General features: G+C 62.6%; 17 protein-coding genes. 1 reads left to right on the plus strand and 16 read right to left on the minus strand.

Annotated features, from left to right (window positions below):
- The 16 genes from ACVWSC_RS08800 to ACVWSC_RS08875 all read right to left on the minus strand — a co-directional run bounded on the left by ACVWSC_RS08800 (position 1) and on the right by ACVWSC_RS08875 (position 16,796).
- Entirely contained in the window at positions 1-1,629 is a 1,629-nt protein-coding gene (locus ACVWSC_RS08800) for a BatD family protein (RefSeq protein WP_442113268.1), read from the minus strand.
- Entirely contained in the window at positions 1,626-3,344 is a 1,719-nt protein-coding gene (locus tag ACVWSC_RS08805; protein WP_442113269.1) for a tetratricopeptide repeat protein, read from the minus strand. Before ACVWSC_RS08805 ends, ACVWSC_RS08800 begins: the two co-directional genes overlap by 4 nt.
- Entirely contained in the window at positions 3,341-4,417 is a 1,077-nt protein-coding gene (locus ACVWSC_RS08810) for a vWA domain-containing protein (protein WP_442113270.1), read from the minus strand. The genes ACVWSC_RS08805 and ACVWSC_RS08810 overlap by 4 nt, the downstream gene beginning before the upstream one ends.
- A complete protein-coding gene (locus tag ACVWSC_RS08815; protein WP_442113271.1) occupies positions 4,410-4,904 on the minus strand; it encodes a DUF4381 domain-containing protein in 495 nt (164 codons plus the stop codon). The genes ACVWSC_RS08810 and ACVWSC_RS08815 overlap by 8 nt, the downstream gene beginning before the upstream one ends.
- A complete protein-coding gene (locus ACVWSC_RS08820; protein ID WP_442113272.1) occupies positions 4,901-5,845 on the minus strand; it encodes a DUF58 domain-containing protein in 945 nt (314 codons plus the stop codon). Before ACVWSC_RS08820 ends, ACVWSC_RS08815 begins: the two co-directional genes overlap by 4 nt.
- Positions 5,846-5,849: 4 nt before the next feature.
- The gene (locus ACVWSC_RS08825) at positions 5,850-6,809 is read right to left on the minus strand and encodes an AAA family ATPase (RefSeq protein ID WP_442113273.1); all 960 of its coding nucleotides are present in this window, start codon (positions 6,807-6,809) and stop codon (positions 5,850-5,852) included.
- Positions 6,810-7,013: 204 nt separating this feature from the next.
- Positions 7,014-7,946: a phosphatidate cytidylyltransferase gene (locus ACVWSC_RS08830; protein WP_442113274.1), complete on the minus strand. Its 933-nt coding sequence runs from the start codon at positions 7,944-7,946 to the stop codon at positions 7,014-7,016.
- Positions 7,947-7,948: 2 nt separating this feature from the next.
- The gene (locus tag ACVWSC_RS08835) at positions 7,949-8,569 is read right to left on the minus strand and encodes a lysophospholipid acyltransferase family protein (RefSeq protein WP_442113275.1); all 621 of its coding nucleotides are present in this window, start codon (positions 8,567-8,569) and stop codon (positions 7,949-7,951) included.
- A 15-nt stretch (positions 8,570-8,584) separates the two neighbouring features.
- Positions 8,585-9,034, minus strand: coding sequence for a hypothetical protein (locus ACVWSC_RS08840; protein ID WP_442113276.1), 450 nt, complete (start codon positions 9,032-9,034; stop codon positions 8,585-8,587).
- Complete coding sequence (locus tag ACVWSC_RS08845) at positions 9,031-10,377, minus strand: phosphatase PAP2/dual specificity phosphatase family protein (RefSeq protein ID WP_476461746.1); 1,347 nt, start codon at positions 10,375-10,377, stop codon at positions 9,031-9,033. The genes ACVWSC_RS08840 and ACVWSC_RS08845 overlap by 4 nt, the downstream gene beginning before the upstream one ends.
- Complete coding sequence (locus tag ACVWSC_RS08850) at positions 10,377-12,134, minus strand: bifunctional alpha/beta hydrolase/class I SAM-dependent methyltransferase (RefSeq protein WP_442113278.1); 1,758 nt, start codon at positions 12,132-12,134, stop codon at positions 10,377-10,379. Before ACVWSC_RS08850 ends, ACVWSC_RS08845 begins: the two co-directional genes overlap by 1 nt.
- A 10-nt stretch (positions 12,135-12,144) precedes the next feature.
- Complete coding sequence (locus ACVWSC_RS08855) at positions 12,145-12,768, minus strand: CDP-alcohol phosphatidyltransferase family protein (protein WP_442113279.1); 624 nt, start codon at positions 12,766-12,768, stop codon at positions 12,145-12,147.
- A gap of 203 nt (positions 12,769-12,971) precedes the next feature.
- Positions 12,972-14,300: an MFS transporter gene (locus ACVWSC_RS08860; protein ID WP_442113280.1), complete on the minus strand. Its 1,329-nt coding sequence runs from the start codon at positions 14,298-14,300 to the stop codon at positions 12,972-12,974.
- Positions 14,301-14,346: 46 nt separating this feature from the next.
- Positions 14,347-15,540: an L-2-hydroxyglutarate oxidase gene (gene lhgO / locus ACVWSC_RS08865; RefSeq protein WP_442113281.1), complete on the minus strand. Its 1,194-nt coding sequence runs from the start codon at positions 15,538-15,540 to the stop codon at positions 14,347-14,349.
- Between the two features lie 116 nt (positions 15,541-15,656).
- A complete protein-coding gene (locus tag ACVWSC_RS08870; RefSeq protein ID WP_442113282.1) occupies positions 15,657-16,367 on the minus strand; it encodes a FadR/GntR family transcriptional regulator in 711 nt (236 codons plus the stop codon).
- Between the two features lie 75 nt (positions 16,368-16,442).
- Positions 16,443-16,796 carry a hypothetical protein gene (locus ACVWSC_RS08875; protein ID WP_442113283.1) on the minus strand — a complete coding sequence of 118 codons (354 nt, stop codon included), beginning with the start codon at positions 16,794-16,796 and terminating at the stop codon, positions 16,443-16,445.
- A 466-nt stretch (positions 16,797-17,262) separates the two neighbouring features.
- Here ACVWSC_RS08875 and ACVWSC_RS08880 point away from each other — a divergent pair, with 466 nt between their 5' ends.
- Positions 17,263-22,128, plus strand: a complete 4,866-nt coding sequence (locus tag ACVWSC_RS08880) for an NAD-glutamate dehydrogenase (RefSeq protein WP_442113284.1) — start codon at positions 17,263-17,265, stop codon at positions 22,126-22,128.
- Positions 22,129-22,359 lie beyond the last annotated feature (231 nt).

Consider the following 22,359-nt stretch of genomic DNA (forward strand, 5'->3'; position numbering starts at 1 on the left):
TTATTTGGGGTACAACGGTGGCAGACTGCCGTTTTCGCTGGCGCTCGGCTGGACCTGTGCGGCCGCCGGGATGGTGCCAATGGCACGCCACAGTTCATCGCCTTGCCAATACTGCCCGCTTTCGCTGTAAAGGGCACCGTTGAGACCGTCCAGCGCATCGGACAGCGGCACGAAACGCGCGGCCATATCGGCCAGGGTTTCCGGCTGTTGCCGGGCCCAGGCGTCCAGGGCCTGACGCGTTGCTTGCGGGTCATTGGCCTGGCAAGCGCGCTTGAGGTCGTCAAGCAAGGTGCGTGGGCTCGGCCCGCTCTGCGCGGCGCGCAGCACCGCCGGTTGCGAACGGGCGCGCCACCACAGGGCGAAGCCGAGCAGGGTGGTCAGCGTCATTATTGCCGTGCTCAATTGCCACGGCCACAGTGGCCGGGTGGTGACACTGACCGGGTCGATGTTGGCGGGCTTGTCGGCGCTCAACGCCGGGTTGTCCTGAATCTGCAGGCTGCGTGCCGGTAGGCTGCTGTGCTCAAGGTGGTCTTCGCGGGTGTTCCACCAGAACACTTCCTGCGCGGGCAGTTCCAAGGTGCCGCTGTGGGTCGGCACCAACGCTTCACGTTCTTCGCGGATACCAAGCAAGCCACGGTCGTTGACCTGGTTGCGCAGTTGCGGCTGGTCCGGGTAACGGCGCAAGCCGGTCACTTCGGTGGCGGGCAGCGGCGGCAATTGGGCGCTGGACAGGCCTTCGGCCTGCACGGTAATGGTGCGGGTCAACGAGTCGCCAATCTGGATCTGTTGCTGGCTTGGGTCGGGGCTCCAGTGTTCTTCCAGGCTCAGGTTGCTGGTCGGCAGCCAGGGGGCGTTGGCTGGATAGTCGGCAGGGATCGGGTTGACCGTCAGCACCAATGGGGTGGAGGTGACCTGAACCTGCTTGCCGACTCTGGGGGTGTTGAGTTCCTGCTCGGCATCATTCTGCGCAGCGGTGGCACTGAACACCAGGGCGGGAACGGTGAGATCGCCGCTCTGCTGTGGATAGATCGCGTAGCGCATTTCGATCACGCCGTGGCGCACGCCGTCGATGACTTTTTCAAAGGTGCGCGATTCGCCCAGCGGTTCGACCTTGGCGTTACTGATCTGCAGCGGGCTCAGGCTGCTGTCATCGTACAGCGGCACCGAGTGGTAGATGCTCAGGGTCAGGACGGCCTGGGCCTGTACATAGACTTCGGGTTGATCGAGGCTGGCATCAATGAACACCGGGCCGTGGTTTTCAGTGCTGGGTTGTTCGGCCAACACCTGCAGGCTGATCGGTTCGCTGCGCAGCTCGCCCATTTGCAGCGCTGGAATTTCCACCGTGCCGTTTTGCCGCGGCAGCAAGGTGATGATCCAGCGGGTGCCGCCACTGTTCTGCTCGTCGAGGCTGTTCAGGCTGTTGACCTGACGGGTATCGCGCACTTCGAAACTGGCTTGCAGCGGGCTCAGGTCCGGTTTGCCGAACTGGGTGACATCCTGGGTCTGTAACGTCAGTTCAAGGGTTTCACCGGCATTCAGGCGCGTGCGATCGACGCTGGCGAGCAGCGCGGCAGCGTGCACCTGCAGGCTGAGCAAGAGGCCAAGTAGCAAGACGCAAAGGCGACTCATCGATGGGGTTCCTGATGTTGTTGCTGTTCGTACCAGAATTTACGCCGCAACAGCTCGGCCGGGTTATCCGGGATCTGCCGCAGCCATTGTTCCAGGGCCTGGCGCTGTTCGGCATCCAGCGTGCTTTCGAGTGGTCGCTGCGGTGGCCGGGTGGTTTCTTCGTCATCACCGTTGTTGGCCTGCTGTTGCGCCTGTTCTGTGTTGCTGGCATCGTCTTTGTTCGGCTCGCTGGGTTGCTGTGTGTGCTGCTCGCTGGCCGGGTCCTGGTTGTTCTGGGCACTGCTGCTGGTGTCGGACTGGGTATTGCTGTCGTTTTGCGGGTTGTCTTCGGGCGGTTGCTCAGGTTGTGCCGCCTCGCGCTGTTGCAGCGCCTGTTCGACCAGCGCCTTGTTGCTCAAGGCAGGCTGCATCTCTGGCTGAAGCTCCAGCGCCTGCTCATAGGCATCGATTGCCGCTTCAAGTTCCCCGCTACGGGCCAGGGCATTGCCGCGATTGTAGTGATCGGCCGCGCTGTTGCCTTGGGCGAACAGGCGCGCGGCGCCGTCAAAGTCACCGGCTTCATAGAGGGCCAGGCCTTTCCATTGGCGGTGTTCAAAGTGCTCTGCGGCTTCTTTTGGCCGCTGTTGCTCCAGCAGCCGCTGGCCTTGCTGGTCAGGCCGCAACCACAGGTCGTTGAATTCGAAGGCATAGCTTGGTTGTGGCAACACCAGCAACAGGGGCAGGCAAAACAGCCAGCCACGACGACCCGCGCAGGCGGCCAGCAGCAACAAGGGTATGAGCAGCCAGTAGCCCTGGTCGCTCCAACTGTCCAACTGCAGCGTCTGGCCATCGTCGCGCAGGCTCTTGGGGTTTTCGAACAGGCGCAGACCGCGCAGGTCGAGGTCGTCGATACGGGCGTTGCGGTAGCGCCCGCCGGTGCTGGCGACAAAGGCCTTGAGGCTGGCACTGTCCAGGCGCGGCAGGAGAATGCCGCCCTGGTCGTCTTTGAGGAATTCGCCGTTGGCTTGCTTGACCGGTGCGCCCTCAGCGGTACCGATGCCGAGCATCAGCAGGCTCGGGCCCTGGCGCCCGAGTGCTTGTTTGATGCCTTGGCGCTCCTCGGGACTCAGTGATGAGCCGATCAGTAGCAAGCGGCCCTGGCCAAGGTCGGCCTGGGCCAGCAGCGCCAGGCCCTTGCGCACGGCAAGGTCGGCGCGCTGACCGGGCTGGGGCATGATCGACGGGTCGAGGGCCTCCAGCAGGTTGCGGCTGGTGGTCAGGTCGTCCGACAGCGGCACCAGCGTATGCGCGCTACCGGCGTAGACGATGATGGCGGTCTGGCTGTCGCGGCGGTGCTCAAGCAGGTCGAGAATTTTGCGCCGCGCGCTTTCCAGGCGGTTGGGGGTGACATCTTCGGCGAGCATCTGCGGGGTCAGCTCAAGCAGGATCACCAGCGGGTCGGCGGGACGCTGGCGGGTTTCTTCCAGGCGCTGCCAGCTCGGCCCGACCAGCGCCAGCACGCTGAGCAGCCAGGCCAGGCCCAGCGCGATCCACGGCAGCTTGCTGTCGCGGCCATTGCCACCGCCAAGCAGCACGGCATGAAAACTGGGCGGCAGAATCATCTGCCAACGCCCGGCACGCTTTTGCCGATGCCAGAGTTTGAACAGCAACCAGGCCAGCAGCGGCAAAACCATCAGCCAGACCGGGCGCAGCCATTGCGGCCAGAGCTCAATCATCGCCGTCTCCTCAGGCGCAGGCGTTTGAGCCGCTCACGCCACTGCGGGTGCGGAACCAGAAAGCTGGGTCGGCGCAGCAGGCGTTGCAGGCGGTTGTCCGGCCATTGTTCGTGGAGCACCAGCAACACGCTCAAGAGCAACGCCAGGGCCAGCGGCCAGCTGTATAAAGCCTCGGCTGTGCGGGTCTGGGTGGGTTGCTGGGCAACGGGTTCGAGGCGGTCGAGCGCTTCATCGATGGCCTGCAGTTCCTCGCCATCGCGGGCGCGGAAATAGCTGCCACCGGTCAACTCGGCAATTTCCTTGAGCGAGGCTTCGTCCAGGTCCAGGCTGGGGTTGATCCCGAGCAAACCGCTGGTACCGGAGGTTTCCGGGTCGGCACCGATGCCGATCGTGTAGATCCGTACGTTCTCCTGAGCCGCCAGGCGCGCAGCGGTCAGCGGGTGGATCTGCCCACCGTTGTTGGCGCCGTCGGTCACCAGCACCAGTACCCGGCTTTGCGCCGGGCGCTGGCGCAGGCGTTTAAGCGCCAGGCCAATGGCATCGCCAATCGCGGTGTTTTTGCCGGCAATGCCCACTTGGGCTTCATCGAGGAAAGTGCGTACGGTGCGCCGGTCAAACGTCAGCGGGGCTTGCAGGTAGGCCTGGCTGCCGAACAGGATCAGGCCGACGCGATCGCCCTGACGGGCTTCAAGAAAGTCGCCAAGCAGGGCCTTGACCAAGGCCAGGCGACTGACTTCTTCGTCTTGCCAGTGCATGTCGGGATAATCCATGGAGCCGGAGACATCCACCGCCACCAGCAAGTCGCGGCCGCTGGCCGACACCGGCACGGGCTCGCCCAGCCACTGCGGGCGGGCGGCAGCGAACAGCAGCAACAGCCAGATCAATACAAACGGCGCTTGCTGGCGCCAGGTCGGCAGATTCAGGCGTGCGCGTCGTCCGGCCAGGCCTTCCAGTTCATTGAGAAAACTGACCTTGAGGACCGGCTCGCCGCTGTCGGCAGCCGGCAGCAGCAAGCGCGCCAGCCAAGGCAGCGGCAACAGCAGGAAAACCCACGGCCAGGCCAGTTCAAACATGTTTGCGTATCCAGGTTTCGACGGCCTGATTGAGCCCGGCGATGGCCTTGTCATCAAGTTTGCATTCAGGCTTGTAGGCGCCTTCGACCAGCACCATCCAGCGGGTCAGACCGGCAGCCGGGCAGCGGTTATCGAGAAACGCCAGCCACTGGCGACCGTTGAGGGTATGGCTGTGGCTGCCTGGGTAATGGTTGCGGCACAGGCGCTTGAGCAACGCATTGATGCTTTGCAGCCAGGCACCGGCCGGCTCACCGTTGTAGGGCTTGGGCAGGCGCGCCAGTTCGGCCAGGGCCTCGACGCGGATCGGGTCCAGCGGCAGCTCGGCACGCACGATGGGCTGCTTGCCCGGACGCCAGTGGCGTAAGCGCCAGGCGCCCCAGCCCAGCAGCGGCAGCAACGCCACTAGCACCCACCAGCCAGGCGCCAGCGGCCACCAACTGACCGGTGGCGGGGCGATCAGCGGCTGCAATTGCTCCAGCGGGTTCACTGGCCTTTCCCCGGTCGTTGCGCGTTCAGGTATTCGCGCAGTTGCTCGATCATTTCGCTTTGCGTGCTCAACGGCATCAGCACCACCCGCAGCTTTTGCGCCAGCAGTTCCCAGCGCTCGATGCGTGCTTCGCTCTGTTGACGGTAGCTGCGGCGCAGGGTCGGGTCGAGGGTGTCCAACTCCAGTTGCGCGCCGTGCTGGGCAAAGCGCAGCAAACCGGCGGCGGGCAGGGCATGGTCCAGCGGGTCGGACAAAGGCAGCAGGAGCAGGTCGCAATGGCGCGACAACAGGCTCAGTTGCTGTTCCACCGCCGGGCTCAGGGCGCGCTCGTCGCAGATGATGATTGCCAGGCTGCCCGGGCGCAGCACCTCGCGGGCGCGGCGCAAGGCCAGGCCCAGGCTGTCGGCCTGCGGCTTGGCTTCGGTGTGCAGTGCCTGATTGACCCGCGCCAGGCGGTTGAGCAGTTGCAGCAAACTCTGTTTGCTGCGCCGGGGCTTGATTTCGTAATGCTCGTTGTCGCCAAACACCAGGCCGCCGATGCGGTCGTTGTGGCCCAGGGCGGCCCAGCCAATCAACGCTGCGGCCTGGGCGGCGAGCACCGATTTGAACATCAGGCCGGAGCCGAAGAACAGGCGCTGGCTTTGCTCGACCAGAATGAAGATCGGCCGCTCACGTTCCTCGTGAAACAGCTTGGTATGCGGCTCCTGGGTGCGCGCGGTCACACGCCAGTCGATGTTGCGCACATCGTCACCGGCCTGGTAGACCCGTACCTGGTCGAAATCGACGCCGCGGCCACGCAATTTCGAGTGGTGCAAACCCACCAGCGGGCTGCGCTGGCCGGGCCGGGAAAACAGCTGCACTTCGCGCACGCGATGACGCATCTCGATCAGCTCGGCGAGGCTGATACGGATTCCGGGCGCGGCCAGCAAGCGTTCAGGCATGGCGTCAGGCGACGGCGACGACGTCGAGGATGCGCTGGATCACTCGGTCCTGGTCGATCCCGGCGGCTTCGGCCTCAAAGGAAAGAATGATGCGGTGGCGCAGCACATCGAACAGCACGGCCTGAATGTCTTCGGGGCTGACGAAGTCGCGTCCGGCCAGCCAGGCGTGGGCACGTGCGCAACGGTCCAGGGCAATCGAACCACGCGGGCTGGCGCCGTAGGCAATCCAGTCGGCCAACTCCGGGTCGAACTTGGCCGGAGTACGCGTGGCCATGACCAGTTGCACCAGGTATTCCTCTACCGCGTCGGCCATGTACAGGCCGAGGATTTCCTTGCGAGCAGCGAAGATCGCCTGCTGGCTGACCCGGCGTTCGGGCTTGGCCTCGCCATTGAGCGCTTCACCGCGGGCCTGCTGGAGAATCCGCCGTTCCACCGAGGCGTCCGGGAAGCCGATTTTCACATGCATGAGAAAGCGGTCGAGCTGGGCTTCGGGCAGCGGGTAGGTGCCTTCCTGCTCGATCGGGTTCTGGGTTGCCATCACCAGAAACAAAGGCGACAGCTCGTAGGTGCTACGCCCGACTGAAACCTGGCGCTCTGCCATGGCTTCAAGCAACGCCGACTGGACCTTGGCCGGTGCCCGGTTGATTTCGTCAGCCAGTACCAGGTTGTGGAAAATCGGCCCTTGCTGGAACACGAAGCTACCGGTTTCCGGGCGGTAGATCTCGGTGCCGGTGATATCGGCCGGGAGCAGGTCGGGGGTGAACTGAATACGATGGAACTCGGCTTCGACACCTTCAGCCAGCTCTTTGATGGCTTTGGTCTTGGCCAGGCCAGGGGCGCCTTCGACCAGCATGTGGCCGTCAGCCAATAGCACTATCAGCAAACGCTCGACGAGTTTTTCCTGGCCAAGGATCTGGGTTGAAAGAAAGGTGCGCAGCGCGATCAGCGCCTCACGGTGTTCCATCGTTGACGGTTCCTGGAAAAAAGCCAGGGCGGTCTCTGAGAAGGGGCCCGGGCAGGGGCTCATACTTTAAAGCATCCGGGCCTTGGGCTCCTAATGGCGGCAGGTAAATTTGTGCAAATCGGTAGGAGCGGGCTTGCCCCGCGATTGCGGCGTGTCAGCCCTATTGCATCGCGGGGCAAGTCCGCTCTTACCGCTATTGCTGTCTCAGGTCCACCAATAACGCACCAGATGGAAGAAGATCGGCGCCGCAAAGCACACTGAGTCCAGCCGGTCGAGCATGCCGCCGTGGCCTTCGATCATATGCCCCCAGTCTTTGACCCCGCGGTCGCGCTTGATCGCCGACATGACGATGCCACCGGCAAAGCCCAACAGGTTGATCAGCAGCGCAATCAGGAACGACTGCCAGATGTTGAATGGGGTGATCCACCACAGCGCGCCGCCAATCAGCGAGGCCAGCAACAAACCACCGACAAAGCCCTCGACGGTTTTTGACGGCGACAGGTTGGGGGCGATTTTGCGTTTGCCGAAGAGCTTGCCGCAGACGTACTGCAGCACATCGGAGAGCTGCACGACGATCACCAGGTAGGCGATCAGCAACAGATTGCGGCCCTCGAAGCCGGCGATGTCCAGGGTCAGCAAAGCCGGCACGAACGAAATGCAATACACCGCAATCATCAGCCCCCACTGCACCTTGGAGGCGCGCTCGAGAAAGTGCGCGCTGTCGCCGCCCAGTGAGGCCAGGATCGGCAGGAGCAGGAACACGTAGACCGGGATCAGGATCGAGAACAATCCGTACCAGTCGGCATAAATCAGCAGGTACTGCAGCGGCAGGGCCAGGTAGAACGCCGCCACCAATGCCGGGTAATCGCTGCGCCGGGTCGGGGTCAGGGTGAGGAACTCGCGCAGTGCATAGAACGATACGGCGTAGAACAGCAGGATCACCGCGCCGTTGCCCAGCCAGAAGGCGATGCCGATCACCAGCACCATCACCCACCAGGCATTGATCCGCGCATTGAGGTTGTCGATCACAGCGTTAGGCGCGGCACGGGTTCGCCACTTGAGCAGGTAGCCGACCAGCGAGGCCAACACCAGGATCGCGCCGATCCCGGCAAACAACATCAGGGTCTGGTTATCCATGTTCAGCAATGCTCCGGGGCCAGTTCGAGCAACGCATCGCGGCTGCGTTGTAAAAATTGCGCTTTGCTTTCACCGTCTTGCAGCTGCAATGGCGCACCGAAACTGGTGGTGCACAGCAAAGGCAATGGCAGCACCCGACCTTTGGGCATGACGCGGTTGAGGTTGGCGATCCACACCGGAATCAGCTGCACCTGGGGGTGCGCTGTGGCCAAGTGATAGAGCCCGCTTTTGAACGGCAACAGGCCGTCCTCCTGATTGCGTGTACCTTCGGGGAAAATGATCAGCGAGTCGCCACCTGCCAGGGCGTCGAGCATGGGTTGCAAGGGGTTGGCTTGTGGGTCGTGGCGCTCACGGTCGATCAGTACGCCATTGAACACCCGATTGATCACATAGCGGCGCAGGGTGCCGGTTTGCCAGTAATCGGCGCCCGCCACCGGCCGTGTGGCTTTACGCAAGGCCGGCGGCAGCGAGGCCCATAACAGGACAAAGTCGCCGTGGCTGCTGTGATTGGCGAAGTAGATGCGTTGTACCGGCTCGGGCCCGCAGCCCAGCCACAGGCTGCGGGCACCGGTGATCGAGCGGGCGGCTGAGGTGATGAGGTGCGCGACCAAAGGTTCGAGCATGTGGATTCCTTATCCTTAAATGGTCCACCACGGGCTGGCCAGCAGCCCGCTCAGGGTCAGAAGAATTTGTGCGCCGAGCACCATTGCCTGGCGGCGCAGCAGGGTCAATGCACCGCGACTGCGGTCCGGCCACGGCCGGTCGTCGCGTTTGCCAGCTTGCAGTCCCAGCGTAGTCAGGGCCTGATCCAGCGCCTGGGTGCGTTCGCTCAGTGTGGCCGGGCTGTCGGCCATGCGTTGAAACAGATCAGCATCGAAGGCCACCCTGAATGCGTAATACTTTTGCATCGCGCCCAGTACCAACAGTGCGCAGCCTATGATCAACAACCAAGGGTTGTAGAGGCCCTGCAACCACGGGGCGAGCCCGAACGCCACACCCAGCAACGACAGGCCGGTGGAGAATTGATCAAGGCTACGTCCGCGGCGCAGCAGGCTGGCCACGCAGTAAAGTTGCATATCCGTGCTCATTCAGCTCCCTCAGGTTTTTTGCTCAGTGGTACCAGGGCCTGACGGTGCGTGGTGTGCAGGACGATGCGCGGGCGTGCCTGTTGAATCATCGCGATGGCCGCCTCAACGCTGCTGGCGCGGCCGCTGTGCAATAGCCATGCGGCAACGGCCGTCGCACTGCGCGAATACCCCAAGGCGCAGCACACCAGTACCGGGCCTTGTTGCTGCAGGCGCTCCAGTGCCTGGGCCAGTTCCAGGCACTGCGCGCTGGTCGGCGCGCTCAGGTCGAGCACCGGCACGCTGTGATAGGCCCGTGTGCCAGGGGCCAGGGGCAATTCTGCGCAGACATCGAGCACCGCCTTGAATGAGCTGTGCCGCAACGCTGCGGTCGTAGGGATGCGCCCCAGCCAGACACCGTCAACGATCTGATCGGGCTGCGGGTGCTTGCGGGTCCACAGCCGTGAATTGATCCAGGCCGCCGCCAGGTACGGCGCCAGCAACCACTGTGCAGCACTGCTTAAATGGCCATCCGGGGCTTTTTGAAAACCGCCGGCACCGAACAGCGCATAGTTCAGCGCCACCAGCAGCAGTGCCGTTGCGGGCCAGAACAGCCACAACCCGCCGCCACCCAGGGTGATGGCTGCCAGGGCAAACAGCCCGGCACCGAGCGCGTAGCGCAGTGCCAGGCGCCAGCGTTGGCGGTCCCGCGTCAGCTGCATGGATTGCAGCATGCCCGGGCGGTCCAGCGGCCACAGCCACACACATAACCACCCGGCCAGGGCGCCAGTGGGCACATCGATGAAGTGATGCTGGTAGGTGGTCAGCACCGACACGCCAATCAAGGCAAACCAGCCATGCACCAGCCAGCGCCACAGGCCCTGGCAGTGCTGGGCGAAGCACACCCACAGCACCACCAGTAGGGCGATGTGCAGTGAAGGGGCCTGGTTGAACGGTTTGTCGAAGCCCGCCAGCACGGCAAACAGCCAGCCGAACACACCGTCCAGTTCTGGCCGCTCGAAGGTGAAGCGCAGCGGCCAGAGCAAGAAGCAACTGACCGCGATCACCTGGGCGGTGAGCAGGCGCAAGGCATGGCGTTTGAGGGCCAGGCGGCTGCGCGGCAGCAGTAGCGAGAAGCCGTAGAGCAGGTCGATGGACCAGTACGGCACGATGCTCCAGGCCCAGAACGGCATGTGCTGCTCCCAGCCGAACACCAGACTGCCGACATCATCGCGCTGGCTGGTAACCCAGGTGGCGAAACCATACGTGCTGAAAAACAGCGGCGCCAGCAACAGCAGCCAGAGTACGGCGGGTTTGAGCAGGCCCGGTTCGCGAGCGGGTAACGGGGCGACGGCGCTCAGGCTCATCATTGCACCCGCTGCGCCAGCGATACGCTGAAGATCCCCCATTCATCGATGCGCTGGGTCACCTTGCGAAAGCCTGCCGCCTCTACCAACTGGTCCATCTCGGCCTGGCTGCGGCGGCGCATGACCCAGGCCTGGCCAGCACGGTGGCTGGTCAGGGCGCGGGCGATCAGTTCCAACTGCGGGTGCCAGGGTTGGCCGGTGTACACCAGATAACCGCCCACTGGCACGGCATCGGCCAACCCGGCCAGGGAGTTGCCGACCATTTGGTTGTCAGCAAACAGTTCATACAACCCGGACACCACCGCCAGCGTCGGCTTGGGCTCAAGGGCCGCCAGGCTCTGGCGGTCGAAGGCGTCGCCTTTGATAAAGCGGGCGATCTCGCCCAGGCCTTTTTCAGCGATCAGCGCGCTGCCATCGCGCACGTTGATGTCGCTGTAGTCGCGCAGCAGGATCGACTCCGGAAGCGACTCAAGGCCCTGTACGGCTTCGAGGATATAGCGGCCATGACCGGCGGCGATGTCGACGATACGCACCGCCTGCTGTTGCTCACGCAACTGGGCGATGGCCAGGCGCAGCAGTTCTTCGACGTGCAATTTGCGTTGGCGGATACCGCGCCAGCCAATCGAGTCGAGGTAATTGCGGTCGATCAGCCGGCCGACAGGGGACAGCCCGGTCGCACGATTGCGGTACACGTAATCGAGGGTGCTGCCCGAGTCGAAGCCGGTTTCGACGCCCAGTTTGACCCCGGCGGACAGTTTACTGCCCAGACCGAGGCTGGCACGGGTGCTGCGCCAGTAAAGGTCGCGCAGGGAATTGCGGGGCAGCGGGGTGGCCAGCGACTCGGCCTCGGCACAAGTGGCACCCAGGCGGTCGGCATCCAACAGCGACGGACGACTCAGTGGCATGGCGAACATGTGCAGGATGAAACGGCGCATGCTGGCCAGCGCCGGTGCGCGGTCTCGTTCGCCGAGGGTGTCGTGGAAAAAGCCCGGCAGAATGTGCTTTTCCTTGTGCACGCTGCCCAGGCGGTCGAAGAACTGCTCCTGGGGTTTGCGGTGCACGACGAAATCGGCGCCGGAGATCAGCAGTTGGGTCGGCACCTGAATGGCCTGGGCGTCGGCCACCACACGCTCGGCGGCTTCGTACAGGCCGAGCAGAACATTGACCGAGATGCTTTTGGTGATCAACGGGTCCTGGTCATAGGAGGCCACACGCTGCGGATCGTGGCTGAGAAAGCGTGCCTTGACGTAGCTGTTGACGAAGAAATTGCCACGCAGTTTGCGCAACAGGGCAAGGCCTGGGCGGGCGAAGGGCACGTACAGCTTGACCTTGAACGCCGGCGAGGCGAGCACCAGGGCGCGGATACGCGGGGCGTAGTCGTGCACCCAGGTCGCAGCGATCACGGCGCCGACGCTTTGGGCGATGACTGCAATGTGCTCTTCGCTGATGTCATGGGCGTCGGCCAGGTGCTCGCAAAAGGTCTGCACGTCGCGGGCGCTGGTGGCAAAGCTTGGGCTATCACCGCGCTCGCCCGGCGACTGGCCGTGGCCGCGGGCATCCCAGGCAAAGAAGTCGCTGTCGGCCAGGTCCAGTTCATCCACCAGGTGGGCGATGCGCCCGGAATGTTCGTGGCCGCGGTGAAACAGCAGAATCGCCTTGCGCGGCTCGTCAGGGTTGGCCGCGGTTGCCGGCCAGTGACGATAAAACAGCTCGACGCCGTCGTGGGTGGTGAAAGTCCGAGCCTGGGATGGGCGCATTGCATTTTCCTTATGCTGATGGAGCGTTTTCCTTGATTTCTTGCAAGCCTTGGCGCACCCGGTTGATCAGGGTAAAGACCAACAGCACGGCGATTGCCGCGAACACGCCGTTGATCCAGGCGGCGCTGAGCCAGCCCAAAGCAATGGCCGCAGCCAGGGCGCCGAGCACGAAGGCACGGTCGCTTTTGCCCATGGGGCCGTCATAGCGGCGCGAGGCACCGACCATTGGCCCGAGCACGCCAGTGTACTCGCTGAATACCGCCAACAGTGCGACCACCACCACGGCAGCGATGCTGACATCGGGAATCAGCGCGAACGGCAGGATCAAGGCACTGTCGGCGACTATATCGCACAGTTCGTTGAGGTAGGCGCCCAGGTGCGATTGTTGGCCGAACTCGCGGGCGAGCATGCCGTCGATGGCATTGAGGCCCATGCGCAGCAGCATCCACACCGGGATCAGGACGAATAGCCAGGTGTGTTGGGCAAACAGGGCAATCAGGCCGCCCAGCAGTACTGAAACCGCACCGGCGAGCAAGGTGATCTGGTTGGCGGTGATGCCGCGGTCATAAAGGCGCTTGACCAACGGGCGCAGGAGGTTCTGGAAGGCAGGTTTGAGTTGGTAGATGGACACCATCGGCGCAGGTCTCGACCGGTCAGAGAAGGGGGCAGGTCAGGAGGGTGCCAGGCGTAAGCGTGCTGCGCCCACCTGGGTGCAGTGTAACCAATAGCCGCGGTAGTTTCATGGATTCCCGGTAGGAGCGGGCTTGCCCCGCGATTGCGGTTTGTCAGACGCATCGCATCGCGGGGCAAGCCCGCTCCTACCGGGAGGATGAGGGATCAGTTCTTGAAGCTGGAGTGCTTGCGACCCTGGTCACACAGGGCAAACACCACCACCAGTACAGCGGCGACGGCGAGGATGATCGCTACACCATCAGTGGAGTGCGTAGCAGAGCTGGCCACCAGCGCCAGGCCACCCAGCGGTGCCAGGCCACCGGCCACAGCGGTACCGATTTCACGCCCGGTGCCAAAGCCCGAAGAGCGGGTCTGGGTCGGGAACTGACGGCTGAGGAACGAACCCTGCGGGGCGAACATCATCGGTGCGAGGATGCCGGTACCGATGGCGATCGCCAGGTAGATCATCATCGGCTCGCCAGTGTTGAGCAAGGCTAGGAACGGGTAGGCAAACAGCACCGAGAAGATCCCGCCGAGCATCAGTACCGTCTTGCTGCTCCACTTGTCGCACAGCCAGCCGAAGAACGGCACGGCAACAATCGCTACCAGGCTGGCAATGGTTACCGACAGCGAGGTGACATGCGCTTCGACGCCTTTGTACTGGGTCAGGTAGGCCAGTGAGAAGGTCTTGAAGATGTAGCTCAGGGCGTTGTAGCCGATGGCAACGAAGAACACCACGGCCAGGCCTTTGAGGTCGTTCTTGAACAGCAGCTTGAGCGGCGACACCTGCGGTTTGTTCGGAGCCTTGTCGAGTTCTTTGAAGTCCGGGGTTTCCGGAATGCTTCTGCGCACCCACAAACCGACGGCTACCAGCACGATGCTGCAGATGAACGGGATCCGCCAGCCGCCGGAGAGCAGGAAGTCGTTGCCGTTCATGGTCAGTACATACACGGTCAGCGAAGACAGCAGCAGGCCCAGGTTAAGCCCCAGCGCCGGCCAGGCACCCTGGCTGCCGCGCTTGCCTTCGCTGGCGTGCTCGTAGGAAGTGACCGCTGCCGCCGACAGCTCGGCACCGGCGCCCAGGCCCTGGATGATACGTACCAGCACCAGAATGATCGGCGCCCAGATGCCGATCGAGGCATAGCTGGGGATCAGGCCGATCAACATGGTGCACACGCCCATCAGGCAGAAGGTAATGACCAGCACCTGTTTACGGCCAAAACGGTCGCCGAGGTAGCCGAACAGGATGCCGCCGAACGGGCGGGCGATAAAACCAATGGCAAAGGTGGAAAACGCCAGCAGCGAAGCCACGGCCGGATTGCTCGGGTCGAAGAACACCTTCGAGAAGACAATCGCTGCCATGGTTGCGTACAGGTAGAAGTCGTACCACTCCAGCATCGAGCCGAAGATGGTGGCAGCAGCGACCTTACGCAGGCGTTTTTTATTCTGTTCCGGGGTTTCTGTCGCGGCCACGGCCGCCTCATGTACCGACATCGGAGGTTTCCTTTTTGTCTTTGTAGTTATCGTGTTCAGCAGGGGTTCAGCGCGCTTTGAAAATTCTGTCGGCGATCATCTGGCCGATCGGAATCGCCGAAGTGGCAGCCGGCGATGGGGCGTTGCAGACATGCACCATGCGCGGCGTTTCAGCGAACAGGAAGTCGTGCACCAGGGTGCCGTCGCGCATCACCGCCTGGGCGCGGATACCCGCTTCGTAGGGCAGCAGGTCTTCGATGTTCAGCGACGGGCAGTACTTGCGGCATTGCTCCAGGTAGCCGCCCTTGAACAGCGAATTCTTCATTTCGGTGGTGCCGGAGCCGAGGTTGGCCCAGATGGTTTTCCAGAAGCCGGGGAACCGTGCGTACTCGGCCACATCGCGCCAGTTCACAGAGAACTTCTTGTAGTTCTCCCGGCCCAGGCCCAGCACGGCGTTGGGGCCAACGGTGACGCTGCCGTCGATCATCCGCGTCAGGTGCACGCCGAGAAACGGCAGCTCAGGGTCAGGAATTGGGTAGATCAGGTGGTTGACGATGTCGTTCTTGCTGGCTGGCAGGCGGAAGTACTCGCCGCGAAACGGAATGATCTGATGGTCGATCTTGACCCCGGCCAGGGCGGCCAGGCGATCCGATTGCAGACCGGCACAGGCCACCAGCTGGCGGGCTTGCCAGACCTGGTCGTCGCTGCTGATGGTCACCGCGTCGGTGCTTTCGACAATCGCACGCACGCTGGTCGACAAGCGTACTTCGCCGCCCGCGGCCTGGATTACCCGGGCCATGGCCTGGCACACCTGCTTGTAGTCGACGATGCCGGTGGCATCGAGAAACAACCCGCCAAGGCCGACGATGTTCGGTTCACGACGCTGCAGTTCGGCGGCGTCCAGACGCTCGACTTTCAGGCCGTTTTGCTGCGAACGCTCGTACAGCGCTTGCATACGCTGCACTTCCAGCGGCGTAGAGGCCACCAGCAATTTGCCGCAGACGTCGAATTTGATCTTGTGCTCGGTGCAAAACGCTTTGGTCGCTTCGGCGCCGCGTTTGCACAGGTCAGCCTTGAGGCTGCCGGGGGCGTAGTAGATGCCTGCATGGATAACACCGCTGTTGTGCCCGGTCTGGTGTTTGGCCAGGCTCGCTTCCTTTTCCAGGATCAGCAGCGAGGCGCCGGGCTGGCGTTCGAGCAGCGCCATGGCGGTGGCGAGGCCGACGATGCCGCCGCCGATGATGCAATAGTCGTAAATCATGCAGGTGTCACCTTGGTTTGTTCTTGTCAGAGAGTCTGCTTATCAGGTTGTCAGACTAAGTCGGTCAAGCAAAAGGCGCTGTACGTCAGCGCCCGTGGGTTACGGCAATTGAGGGTTCAGTTGATGCTTGGCAATTCCAGCTTCAGACGCTTTGCCGAAGCGCGCAGGTGAGCTTCGGCGCAGGCGGCAGCCGCCTGGCAGTCGCCATCGGCAATCGCCTGGTACAGCGCTTGGTGTTCGCGGTTGGCATCTGCCGAGCCACCCACCGAGTGCGCCGCCGAGTTCTCCCAGGCGGTCTTGCGTGCGGCGGCCAATTGGCCGCGCAGAAAATCATGGAAGGCCACGAAGTAATCATTCTTGCTGGCGTCGGCGATGGCGCGGTGGAACTCGACGTCGGCAGCGGCTGCGGCGGCGAAGTCGCTGCGTTTGTCGAGCATCTCCTGCAGGGCTTTGTTCATGCGCGCAAGGTCGGCGGCATCGCGGCGTTGCGCGGCAACCGAGGCGGCCTGGGTTTCAATCCACAGGCGCACTTCGAACATCTGCACCAGGTCGGGCCTGCGGCCCTGGCCGGAAGGAAAGCGAAATACCGTGCCGGTAGGGGTCTGGGAAATGTACGAACCCAGGCCGCGACGGGCGACCAATACCCCATCGGCCTTGAGCTGGGCCACCGCTTCGCGCACCACCGAGCGGCTGACGTTCAGCTGTTCGGCCAGTTGCTGTTCAGTGGGCAGGCGCGACTCGGCCGCCAGGCGTCCGGAATCGATCTCTGCGCGGATGGCTCCGACGACGCGTTCAACCAGCGTATCGGGGCGCTGAAGCTCAAGCATGGGGGTATTGCTCATTAATCAGGTTGTCAGACAATGCCCTTGCCGCCGTTGCTTGTCAAGAAACGGCCTGTGCGCTTACAGCTCGCTGACGTAAGTGCCAGTGCCCTTGAGGATGTTCTGCAGGGTCTCTTCGACCTCGGCCAGGTCGGTGCCGTTGCTGCTCAGGGTGATTTCCAGATGATCGTCTCCACCGAGGGCGTCGACGTCCAATGGCGCAACCTCAATCAGCAGCCGGGTTGCGCTGAGGGTAACTTTCAAGCCTTCGACCGGGGCGTAGTGGTCATCGAGGGTGATGTCCACGCGCTCTTCATCCGGGTAGCGGGTCATCAGAAACATCCGGCCCTTGTCACTGTGGCAGCACAGGGTGGCCATGTTGTCTTCTTCGTCATCGCATGGGGTGGCAAAGAGCAGGGCGGTGGTCAGTTGCATGAGTGGCTCGATCAATAAGTTGAAACACGATTCTGCCAGTGTTCGGCTTGGCAATACATCAATGTGTTCGCTGTCTTTCGCATCCCACCCGTCCGGTGGGAGCGGCGGTGCGGCGATCCGACTTGCCCCGCGATTGCGGTGTGCCTGTCCCATCGCATCGCGGGGCAAGCCCGCTCCTACATGCACCTCAATGACCGAATATGTCGCAGCACCGCAAGCAGGGGCGGGCGCGCTGTCGTTAAGCTGCGCTGTCGATGGTTACCCGTAAAGACACAGCTCCGCCACGAGCAGTCGTTTTTGCAGATGCCCATCCGTGGAACGGGGCAATGTGACTGATGAGTCGTGTTTTGCACCTGTTCCGCATGGTTTTACCGTCCTCCTGCTACGGGTTGGCTATCGTTGATCCGTAGATGGCGGACGTGCGCGACGCTTTACTCAATTACAAAGCCCAAGCGGAGTACCACAGATGGCGTTTTTCACCGCAGCCAGCAAAGCCGACTTCCAGCATCAACTGCAAGCGGCCCTGGCGCAGCACATCAGCGAACAGGCACTGCCACAAGTGGCGTTGTTCGCCGAACAGTTCTTCGGCATCATCTCTCTTGACGAATTGACCCAGCGCCGCCTGTCGGACCTGGCCGGTTGCACCTTGTCTGCCTGGCGCATCATCGAGCGCTTCGATCCCGCCCAACCGCAGGTTCGCGTCTACAACCCCGATTACGAACGTCATGGCTGGCAGTCGACCCACACTGCGGTTGAAGTCCTGCACCATGACCTGCCCTTTCTGGTCGACTCGGTACGTACCGAGCTGAACCGCCGTGGTTACAGCATCCACACCCTGCAGACCACCGTGTTGAGCGTGCGCCGTGGCGACAAGGGTGAACTGCTGGAAATTCTGCCCAAGGGCACCCAGGGTGAAGGCGTTCAGCAAGAATCGCTGATGTACCTGGAAATCGACCGCTGCGCCAACAACGCCGAACTCAACCTGCTGACCCGCGAGCTGGAGCAGGTGCTGGCCGAGGTGCGTGTCGCGGTCGCCGATTTCGAGCCGATGAAGGCCAAGCTGCGCCAGATCATCGAGCTGGTCGAGCAGACCCCTTACCCTGCGGTGCAGGGCGAAAAAGCCGAGGTCAAAGCGTTCCTCGAGTGGCTGGTAGGCAACCACTTCACCTTCCTGGGTTACGAAGAATTCGTCGTGCATGGCGATGCCCAGGGCGGTCAGCTGGTGTATGACGAGCAGTCGTTCCTCGGCCTGACCCGCCTGCTGCGCGCCGGCCTGACCGCCGACGAGCTGCGCATCGAAGATTACGCCGTCACTTACCTGCACGAGCCGTTGCTGCTGTCATTTGCCAAGGCCGCCCACCCAAGCCGCGTCCACCGTCCGGCGTATCCGGACTACGTGTCGATCCGCCAGCTGGACGCCGAAGGCAAGGTCATCAAAGAATGCCGCTTCATGGGCCTCTACACCTCGTCGGTGTACGGCGAGAGCGTGCGTTCGATCCCGTACATCCGCGACAAGGTCGCCGAAGTCGAGCGCCGTTCCGGCTTCGATCCTAAAGCGCACCTGGGCAAAGAATTGGCCCAGGTACTGGAAGTGCTGCCGCGCGACGACCTGTTCCAGACGCCTGTGGATGAAATGTTCAGCACGGTGATGTCGATCGTGCAGATCCAGGAACGCAACAAGATCCGCGTGTTCCTGCGCAAAGACCCGTACGGTCGCTTCTGCTACTGCCTGGCCTATGTGCCGCGTGACATCTACTCCACCGAAGTCCGGCAGAAAATCCAGCAAGTGCTGATGGAGCGCCTGAAGGCCAGCGACTGTGAGTTCTGGACCTTCTTCTCCGAATCGGTGCTGGCGCGTGTGCAACTGATTCTGCGCGTTGATCCGAAAAATCGTATCGATATCGACCCGCAGCAGCTGGAAAACGAAGTCATCCAGGCCTGCCGTTCGTGGCAGGACGACTATGCCAGCCTGACCGTCGAGAGCTTCGGCGAAGCCCAGGGCACCAACATCCTGGCCGACTTCCCGAAAGGTTTCCCGGCCGGTTACCGCGAGCGCTTTGCTGCGCACTCGGCGGTGGTCGACATGCAGCACCTGCTGACCTTGTCCGAGCGCAAGCCGCTGGTCATGAGCTTCTACCAGCCGCTGACCCAGGCCGGTAAACAGCAGTTGCACTGCAAGCTGTATCACGCCGATACGCCACTGGCGTTGTCGGATGTGCTGCCGATTCTGGAAAACCTTGGTTTGCGCGTACTCGGCGAGTTCCCTTATCGCCTGCGTCACGCCAATGGCCGTGAGTTCTGGATCCACGATTTTGCCTTCACTTACAGCGAAGGCCTGAACCTGGATATCCAGCAACTCAACGACACCTTGCAGGATGCGTTTGTCCACATCGTCAAAGGCGATGCGGAAAACGACGCCTTCAACCGACTGGTACTGACCGCCGGTCTGCCGTGGCGCGATGTGGCATTGCTGCGTGCCTACGCCCGCTACCTCAAGCAGATTCGCCTGGGCTTCGACCTGGGCTACATCGCCAGCACCCTGAACAACCACACCGATATCGCCCGCGAACTGACCCGGTTGTTCAAAACCCGCTTCTACCTGGCGCGCAAGCTCACCACGGATGACCTGGACGACAAGCAGCAGCGTCTGGAGCAAGCGATTCTTACCGCGCTGGACGATGTTCAGGTGCTCAACGAAGACCGCATCCTGCGTCGCTACCTGGACCTGATCAAGGCCACCCTGCGGACCAACTTCTATCAGACCGATGCGCAGGGGCAGAACAAGTCGTACTTCAGCTTCAAGTTCAATCCCAAGCTGATTCCCGAGCTGCCTAAGCCGGTACCGAAGTTTGAGATCTTTGTGTATTCGCCGCGCGTCGAAGGCGTGCACCTGCGCTTTGGCAACGTGGCCCGTGGCGGCTTGCGTTGGTCGGACCGTGAAGAAGACTTCCGCACCGAAGTGCTGGGCCTGGTAAAAGCCCAGCAGGTGAAGAACTCGGTGATCGTTCCGGTTGGCGCCAAGGGTGGCTTCCTGCCACGCCGCTTGCCGCTGGGTGGCAGCCGTGACGACATCCAGGCAGAGGGCATTGCCTGCTACCGGATCTTCATTTCCGGTCTGCTGGACATCACCGACAACCTCAAGGACGGCGCACTGGTGCCGCCGGCCAACGTCGTGCGTCACGACGATGATGACCCGTACCTGGTGGTAGCCGCCGACAAAGGCACCGCGACCTTCTCCGACATCGCCAACGGCATCGCCATCGACTACGGCTTCTGGCTGGGCGACGCATTCGCTTCCGGTGGTTCGGCCGGTTACGACCACAAGAAAATGGGCATCACCGCCCGCGGTGCCTGGGTGGGGGTGCAGCGTCACTTCCGTGAACGCGGTATCAACGTCCAGGAAGATCCGATCACCGTAGTCGGCGTTGGTGACATGGCCGGTGACGTGTTCGGCAACGGCCTGCTGATGTCGGACAAGTTGCAACTGGTGGCGGCTTTCAACCACTTGCACATCTTCATCGACCCGAACCCCGAGCCTGCCAGCAGCTTTGCCGAGCGCAAACGCCTGTTCGACCTGCCGCGTTCGGCCTGGAGCGACTACGACACCAGCATCATGTCGGAAGGCGGTGGTATCTTCCCGCGCAGCGCGAAAAGCATTGCCATCACCCCGCAGATGAAAGAACGCTTCGCCATCGAAGCCGACAAGCTGACCCCGACCGAGCTGCTCAATGCCTTGCTCAAGGCACCGGTAGACCTGTTGTGGAACGGCGGTATCGGCACCTACGTCAAGTCCAGTGAAGAAAGCCACGCCGATGTCGGCGACAAGGCCAACGACGCCCTGCGCGTGGATGGTAACGAGTTGCGCTGCAAGGTGGTGGGCGAGGGCGGTAACCTGGGCATGACCCAGCTGGGTCGTGTCGAGTTCGGCCTCAATGGTGGCGCCACCAACACCGATTTCATCGACAACGCCGGTGGCGTGGACTGCTCCGACCACGAGGTCAACATCAAGATCCTGCTCAACGAAGTGGTGCAGGCCGGCGATATGACCGAGAAGCAGCGTAACCAGCTGTTGGGCAGCATGACCGAGGAAGTTTCCGGTCTGGTGCTGGGCAACAACTACAAGCAGACGCAGGCGCTGTCGCTGGCGGCCCGTCGGGCCCGTGAGCGGATTGCCGAGTACAAGCGCCTGATGGCCGATCTGGAAAGCCGTGGCAAGCTGGACCGCGCCATCGAGTTCCTGCCGACTGAAGAGCAACTGGCTGAACGCTTGGCGGCCAACCAGGGGCTGACCCGTGCCGAGCTCTCGGTACTGATCTCCTACAGCAAGATCGATCTCAAGGAAGCCTTGCTCAAATCGCTGGTGCCGGATGACGACTACCTGACCCGCGACATGGAAACCGCGTTCCCGCCATCGCTGGTGAACAAGTTCGCCGAAGCCATGCGTCGCCATCGTCTGAAACGCGAGATCGTCAGCACCCAGATCGCCAACGATCTGGTCAACAACATGGGCATCACCTTCGTGCAGCGCCTGAAGGAGTCCACCGGCATGAGCCCGGCGAACGTCGCCGGTGCCTATGTGATCGTGCGTGACATCTTCCACCTGCCGCACTGGTTCCGTCAGATTGAGGCGCTGGACTATCAAGTGCCTGCGGAAATTCAGCTGACCCTGATGGACGAGCTGATGCGTCTGGGCCGCCGCGCGACCCGCTGGTTCCTGCGTAGCCGCCGTAACGAGCAGGATGCTGGTCGTGATGTGGCGCACTTCGGACCGAAGATCGCTGCGTTGGGTCTGAAGCTTGATGAACTGCTCGAGGGGCCGACCCGTGAGCGCTGGATGACCCGTTACCAGGGCTTCGTCGAAGCGGGCGTGCCGGAGTTGTTGGCGCGCATGGTTGCCGGTACCACGCACCTGTACACGCTGTTGCCGATTATCGAAGCGTCCGACGTCACCGGCCAGGATCCGGCTGAAGTGGCCAAGGCCTTCTTCGCGGTTGGCAGTGCGCTGGACCTGACCTGGTACCTGCAGGAAATCAGCAACCTGTCGGTGGAAAACAACTGGCAGGCCCTGGCCCGCGAGTCGTTCCGCGATGATATCGACCTGCAGCAGCGGGCGATCACCATCTCGGTTCTGCAGATGGCCGATGCTCCGCAAGACATGGACGCCCGTGTGGCACTGTGGCTTGAGCAGCACCGTGTGATGGTCGAGCGGTGGCGTGCCATGCTTGACGAGTTGCGTGCCGCAACCGGTACCGATTACGCCATGTATGCGGTGGCTAACCGCGAACTGGTGGATTTGGCCATGAGCGGTCAGGCGGCAGTGATGCCTTCCTGAGTCTGAGCTGAAACAAAAAGCCCCGGCAATGCCGGGGCTTTTTTTGGGTTCTGCACGGATTTCCGGGGGGGCGGATTGGCTTTGAGGGCTGCGAGCTTATCCTACGCAATACCTCCACTCAGCCTCCTGAAGTCGCAAACTGTGTCGCCTGATCCATCGCAGAGCTGCCTGTAGGGCTTGTCCCGGTAGGAGCGGGCTTGCCCCGCGATCTGGCGCGATATAGCAAATCGC

It is taken from the genome of Pseudomonas sp. NUPR-002, assembly GCF_056322725.1.

Excerpts from the sequence above, each read along its gene's own strand:
- ACVWSC_RS08800 (WP_442113268.1), bottom strand. The coding sequence starts at position 1,629 with ATGAGTCGCCTTTGCGTCTTGCTACTTGGCCTCTTGCTCAGCCTGCAG.
- ACVWSC_RS08805 (WP_442113269.1), bottom strand. The coding sequence starts at position 3,344 with ATGATTGAGCTCTGGCCGCAATGGCTGCGCCCGGTCTGGCTGATGGTT.
- ACVWSC_RS08810 (WP_442113270.1), bottom strand. The coding sequence starts at position 4,417 with ATGTTTGAACTGGCCTGGCCGTGGGTTTTCCTGCTGTTGCCGCTGCCT.
- ACVWSC_RS08820 (WP_442113272.1), bottom strand. The coding sequence starts at position 5,845 with ATGCCTGAACGCTTGCTGGCCGCGCCCGGAATCCGTATCAGCCTCGCC.
- ACVWSC_RS08825 (WP_442113273.1), bottom strand. The coding sequence starts at position 6,809 with ATGGAACACCGTGAGGCGCTGATCGCGCTGCGCACCTTTCTTTCAACC.
- ACVWSC_RS08830 (WP_442113274.1), bottom strand. The coding sequence starts at position 7,946 with ATGGATAACCAGACCCTGATGTTGTTTGCCGGGATCGGCGCGATCCTG.
- ACVWSC_RS08835 (WP_442113275.1), bottom strand. The coding sequence starts at position 8,569 with ATGCTCGAACCTTTGGTCGCGCACCTCATCACCTCAGCCGCCCGCTCG.
- ACVWSC_RS08840 (WP_442113276.1), bottom strand. The coding sequence starts at position 9,034 with ATGAGCACGGATATGCAACTTTACTGCGTGGCCAGCCTGCTGCGCCGC.
- ACVWSC_RS08845 (WP_476461746.1), bottom strand. The coding sequence starts at position 10,377 with ATGAGCCTGAGCGCCGTCGCCCCGTTACCCGCTCGCGAACCGGGCCTG.
- ACVWSC_RS08850 (WP_442113278.1), bottom strand. The coding sequence starts at position 12,134 with ATGCGCCCATCCCAGGCTCGGACTTTCACCACCCACGACGGCGTCGAG.
- ACVWSC_RS08855 (WP_442113279.1), bottom strand. The coding sequence starts at position 12,768 with ATGGTGTCCATCTACCAACTCAAACCTGCCTTCCAGAACCTCCTGCGC.
- ACVWSC_RS08860 (WP_442113280.1), bottom strand. The coding sequence starts at position 14,300 with ATGTCGGTACATGAGGCGGCCGTGGCCGCGACAGAAACCCCGGAACAG.
- lhgO (WP_442113281.1), bottom strand. The coding sequence starts at position 15,540 with ATGATTTACGACTATTGCATCATCGGCGGCGGCATCGTCGGCCTCGCC.
- ACVWSC_RS08870 (WP_442113282.1), bottom strand. The coding sequence starts at position 16,367 with ATGCTTGAGCTTCAGCGCCCCGATACGCTGGTTGAACGCGTCGTCGGA.
- ACVWSC_RS08875 (WP_442113283.1), bottom strand. The coding sequence starts at position 16,796 with ATGCAACTGACCACCGCCCTGCTCTTTGCCACCCCATGCGATGACGAA.
- ACVWSC_RS08880 (WP_442113284.1), top strand. The coding sequence starts at position 17,263 with ATGGCGTTTTTCACCGCAGCCAGCAAAGCCGACTTCCAGCATCAACTG.